This window comes from Streptomyces sp. CO7 (assembly GCF_053474865.1).
Map to the genome: position 1 here is coordinate 76,331 of NZ_JBRIOU010000005.1, position 4,719 is coordinate 81,049.

Below are 4,719 nucleotides of genomic sequence, written 5' to 3' on the forward strand. Positions count from 1 at the left end.
GTCGGCGGCAGGACGTAACGTGAGGGGGCATCGCGGCCGGAGCCGCCGCGTGCGGTGGCCACGCCACGCGTACGTGTGACTCCCCGCCGTGTTCGTCGGTGCCGGATTGGCTTTAGCGCCGCAGGTGGGGGCAGGATGCCTCTCTGGGCGCGAGGGTCCGACCACGGACCCGGGTGCGTGGGGCTCTCCGGTGACCCTGGCAGCATCGGCTTCGCTGTGCCCGACATGCGGCCTGGCCGCGTGGCCCGCCTCAACGGCAAGAAGAAACACGGGAGTAAGAACATGAACCGCAGTGAGCTGGTGGCCGCGCTGGCCGACCGCGCCGAGGTGACCCGCAAGGACGCCGACGCCGTTCTGGCCGCCTTCGCCGAGGTTGTCGGTGACATCGTCGCCAAGGGCGACGAGAAGGTCACGATCCCCGGCTTCCTGACCTTCGAGCGCACCCACCGTGCCGCTCGCACCGCCCGCAACCCGCAGACCGGTGAGCCGATCCAGATTCCGGCCGGCTACAGCGTCAAGGTCTCCGCGGGCAGCAAGCTGAAGGAAGCCGCCAAGGGCAAGTGACCCGGCCGGCTCAGGCAGCGTGAAGGGCGGCCACCCCCTGGGGGTGGCCGCCCTTCTGCGTGTACGCCGGGCCCCGGGGGCCCGCAGGCTCAGCCGAGCGGCTTGCCGGGGAGCTCCACCTTGGCGCCCAGGGCGACGAGCTTCTCCATGAAGTTCTCGTAGCCGCGGTTGATCAGCTCGATGCCGTGGACCTTGGAGGTGCCCTCCGCGGCCAGCGCGGCGATCAGGTAGGAGAACCCGCCCCGCAGGTCGGGGATGACCAGGTCCGCGCCCTGCAGCCGGGTCGGGCCCGACACCACCGCGGAGTGCAGGAAGTTCCGCTGCCCGAACCGGCAGTGGGAGCCGCCCAGGCACTCGCGGTAGAGCTGGATGTGCGCGCCCATCTGGTTCAGCGCGGAGGTGAAGCCCAGACGGGACTCGTAGACCGTCTCGTGGATGATCGACAGGCCGGTGGCCTGCGTCAGGGCGACGACCAGCGGCTGCTGCCAGTCCGTCTGGAAACCGGGGTGGACGTCCGTCTCCAGCGCGATCGACTTCAGCTCGCCGCCGGGGTGCCAGAAGCGGATGCCCTCGTCGTCGATCTCGAAGGCGCCGCCGACCTTCCGGTAGGTGTTCAGGAAGGTCATCATCGACCGCTGCTGCGCGCCGCGGACGTAGATGTTTCCGCGCGTGGCCAGCGCCGCCGAGGCCCACGAGGCGGCCTCCAGGCGGTCCGGCAGGGCACGGTGGGTGTAGCCGCCCAGCTCGTCGACACCGGTGATCCGGATGGTCCGGTCGGTGTCCATCGCGATGATCGCGCCCATCTTCTGCAGCACGCAGATGAGGTCCTCGATCTCCGGCTCGACCGCCGCGTTGGAGAGCTCGGTCACACCCTCGGCCAGCACGGCCGTCAGCAGCACCTGCTCGGTGGCGCCCACCGACGGGTAGGGCAGCCGGATCTTGGTGCCGCGCAGCCGCTGCGGGGCCTCCAGGTACTGGCCGTCGGCCCGCTTCTCGATGCGCGCGCCGAACTGCCGCAGCACCTCGAAGTGGAAGTCGATCGGCCGGCCGCCGATGTCGCAGCCGCCCAGGCCCGGGATGAACGCGTGGCCCAGGCGGTGCAGCAGCGGGCCGCACAGCAGGATCGGGATGCGGGAGGAGCCGGCGTGCGCGTCGATGTCGGCGACGTTCGCGCTCTCCACGTGGGACGGGTCCATGACCAGCTCGCCCGGCTCCTCGCCGGGACGGACCGTCACGCCGTGCAGCTGCAGCAGACCCCGCACGACGCGGACGTCGCGGATGTCGGGGACGTTGCGCAGCCGGCTCGGGCCGGAACCGAGGAGGGCGGCGACCATGGCCTTCGGCACGAGGTTCTTCGCACCGCGGACACGGATCTCGCCCTCCAGCGGGGTGCCGCCATGGACAAGGAGTACGTCGTCAGAGCCGTTGACGGTCATGAATCTCGCGTTCCGATCGGATGGGCAGGGGGCCGGAAGGCCGTTTATGGGGCGCGTCCGGAGAGCTAGCGTAATGGCCGCCCACCGCGTTGACGGAAGTCCGAGCCCGGGAGCCCGCCCCCTGGCCTCCGTCGGTGATCGACCGGCCGGCACGCAGGTGAACGGTGGGGTACGAGGTGCGTACACCCCGTCACCGGAACGTGCCGTTCACCCTGGTACCCCCTCCGGAGCTTCCCAGGCCGGCCCGATGCGCCATCATGGCGGGCATGACCGAGGTGTCCTCGCTCACAGGCCGGCTGCTCGTCGCGACGCCCGCGCTGACGGACCCCCACTTCGCGCGCGCCGTGGTGCTGCTGCTCGACCACGACGGCCAGGGCTCGCTGGGCGTGGTGCTCAACCGGCCGACGCCGGTCGACGTGGCCGACATCCTCGACGACTGGGCGCGGTACGCGGGAGAGCCGCCGGTGGTCTTCCAGGGCGGGCCGGTCCAGCTCGACTCCGCGCTGGGCGTCGCCGTCGTCCCGGGCGGCGAGGGCCCGCCGGGCTGGCGGCGGGTGCACTGCGCCATCGGCCTGGTCGACCTGGAGACGCCGCCCGAGGTGCTGGGCGCGGCGCTCGGCTCGCTGCGGATCTTCGCCGGGTACGCCGGGTGGGGGCCGGGCCAGCTGGAGGACGAGCTGGGCGAGGGCGCCTGGTACGTGGTCGAGTCCGAGCCGGGGGACGTCTCCTCGCCCGCCCCCGAGCGGCTGTGGCGCGACGTGCTGCGCCGCCAGCGCGGCGAGCTGGCGATGATCGCCACCTACCCGGACGACCCCTCCCTCAACTGACGCCCGCGGGCCTGCCCGGAAGCGGCGTCCGGCCCTGCCGCCACCGGCCCTCGTCCCGGTACTCTTGGCACCCATGAGCACTCTCGAGCCCGAGCGCGGCACCGGCACCGGCACGCTGGTCGAACCGACCCCGAAGACGTCGCACGGCGACGGCGACCACGAGCGCTTCGCCCATTACGTCCAGAAGGACAAGATCATGGCGAGCGCGCTGGACGGCACGCCCGTCGTGGCGCTCTGCGGCAAGGTCTGGGTACCGGGGCGCGACCCCAAGAAGTACCCGGTGTGCCCCATGTGCAAGGAGATCTACGAGTCCATGGGCGCCGGCGGCGACGACCAGGGTGGCAAGGGCGGCGGCAAGGGCGGCAAGTAGCCGGATCCCGCTGCCACCGCCCCGCGGTATGAACACCTCCGGCCTCGTGCCGCTCCCCGTGACCGCCGGTCTCCCCGGCGGTCACGGTTGTGTGCTGGAGCGGGACACCACCCTGTGGGCGGCGCCCGGCACCGAGCACGTCGCCCACTGGCTGCGCTCCGTCCTCGGCGCCGTGTACCCGCTGCCCCTGCCGCCCGGCCACGCCGACCGCGGCCTGCGCCTGCTGCTGGACGACGCCCTCGCACCCGAGGCGTACCGGCTGCGGGCCGGCGCGGAGACCGGCGTGGAGATCGCGGGCGGCTCCCCGGCCGGCGTGTTCTGGGGCGCCCAGACGCTGCGTCAGCTGCTCGGGCCCGACGCCTTCCGCCGCGCCCCCGTGCGCCCCGGACAGGCCGCCGTCGTCCCCGCCGTCCGGATCGAGGACGCCCCCCGGTTCCGCTGGCGCGGGCTGCTGCTCGACGTGGCCCGGCACTTCATGCCCAAGGACGGCGTGCTGCGGATCGTCGACCTGATGGCCGCCCACAAGCTGAACGTCCTGCACCTGCACCTCACCGACGACCAGGGCTGGCGTATCGAGATCCGCCGCCACCCCCGCCTCACCGCGGTCGGCGCCTGGCGTCCGCGCACCAAACTGGGCCACCGCGCCTCCCCGCTGTGGGACGAGCGCCCGCACGGCGGCTTCTACACCCAGGACGACCTGCGGGAGATCGTCGCCTACGCGGCGGCGCGGCACGTGAGCGTCGTGCCCGAGATCGACCTGCCCGGCCACTCGCAGGCCGCCGTCGCCGCCTACCCCGAGCTGGGCAACACCGACGTGGTGGACACCGCCGCGCTCGGCGTGTGGGACACCTGGGGCATCAGCCCGAACGTCCTGGCCCCCACCGAGCGGGTGCTGCGCTTCTACGAGGAGGTGCTGGAGGAGGTCCTGGAGATCTTTCCGTCGCCCTTCGTGCACCTCGGCGGGGACGAGTGCCCCAAGGAGCAGTGGCGCGCCTCGGCGGTGGCGCAGGCGCGGATCCGTGAGCTGGGCGTCGGCGACGAGGACGGCCTGCAGGCCTGGTTCATGGGCCACTTCGCCCGGTGGCTGGCCGCGCGCGGGCGGCGGATGACCGGCTGGGACGAGATCCTCGACGGCGGCCGCCCGCTGCCGCCCGGTGTCGTGGTGTCGTCCTGGCGGGGCTACGAGGGCGGCCTGGCGGCGGCCCGGGCCGGTCACGACGTGGTCGTCTGCCCCGAGCAGCACGTGTACCTCGACCACCGCCAGGCGGCGGGTGACGACGAACCGGTGCCTCTGGGGTTCGTCCGTACGGTGGAGGACGTCCACGCCTTCGACCCGGCGCCCGGCGAGCTCGCCGGGTACCCGGAGCGGGTCCTGGGGGCGCAGGCCAACCTGTGGACCGAGGTCGTCGAGGACGGCCGGCGGGCCGACTACCAGCTCTTCCCGCGGCTCGCGGCCTTCGCCGAGGTCGTCTGGTCCGCCGACCGGCGCGACTTCCCCGCGCGGCTCGCCGCCCACCTGCCC

General features: G+C 73.1%; 5 protein-coding genes. 4 read left to right on the top strand and 1 reads right to left on the bottom strand.

The window, feature by feature from the left end; all coding sequences use genetic code 11:
- Window positions 1-282: 282 nt before the first annotated feature.
- Window positions 283-564: an HU family DNA-binding protein gene (locus ACOV8S_RS18630; protein WP_108955122.1), complete on the top strand. Its 282-nt coding sequence runs from the start codon at window positions 283-285 to the stop codon at window positions 562-564.
- A gap of 89 nt (window positions 565-653) precedes the next feature.
- On the opposite strand, the gene murA is transcribed toward ACOV8S_RS18630, so the two are convergent.
- On the bottom strand, window positions 654-2,000 hold the full coding sequence (gene murA / locus ACOV8S_RS18635) for a UDP-N-acetylglucosamine 1-carboxyvinyltransferase (protein ID WP_351114263.1): 1,347 nt from the start codon (window positions 1,998-2,000) through the stop codon (window positions 654-656).
- Between the two features lie 266 nt (window positions 2,001-2,266).
- Between murA and ACOV8S_RS18640 the strand changes: the two genes are divergently transcribed.
- From ACOV8S_RS18640 to ACOV8S_RS18650, 3 genes are all read left to right on the top strand, one after another.
- Window positions 2,267-2,827 carry a YqgE/AlgH family protein gene (locus ACOV8S_RS18640; protein WP_448318949.1) on the top strand — a complete coding sequence of 187 codons (561 nt, stop codon included), beginning with the start codon at window positions 2,267-2,269 and terminating at the stop codon, window positions 2,825-2,827.
- Window positions 2,828-2,900: 73 nt separating this feature from the next.
- A complete protein-coding gene (locus ACOV8S_RS18645) occupies window positions 2,901-3,197 on the top strand; it encodes a DUF3039 domain-containing protein (protein WP_170145114.1) in 297 nt (98 codons plus the stop codon).
- A 28-nt stretch (window positions 3,198-3,225) separates the two neighbouring features.
- On the top strand, window positions 3,226-4,719 hold a 1,494-nt coding region (locus ACOV8S_RS18650; protein ID WP_448318950.1), incomplete at its 3' end, for a beta-N-acetylhexosaminidase.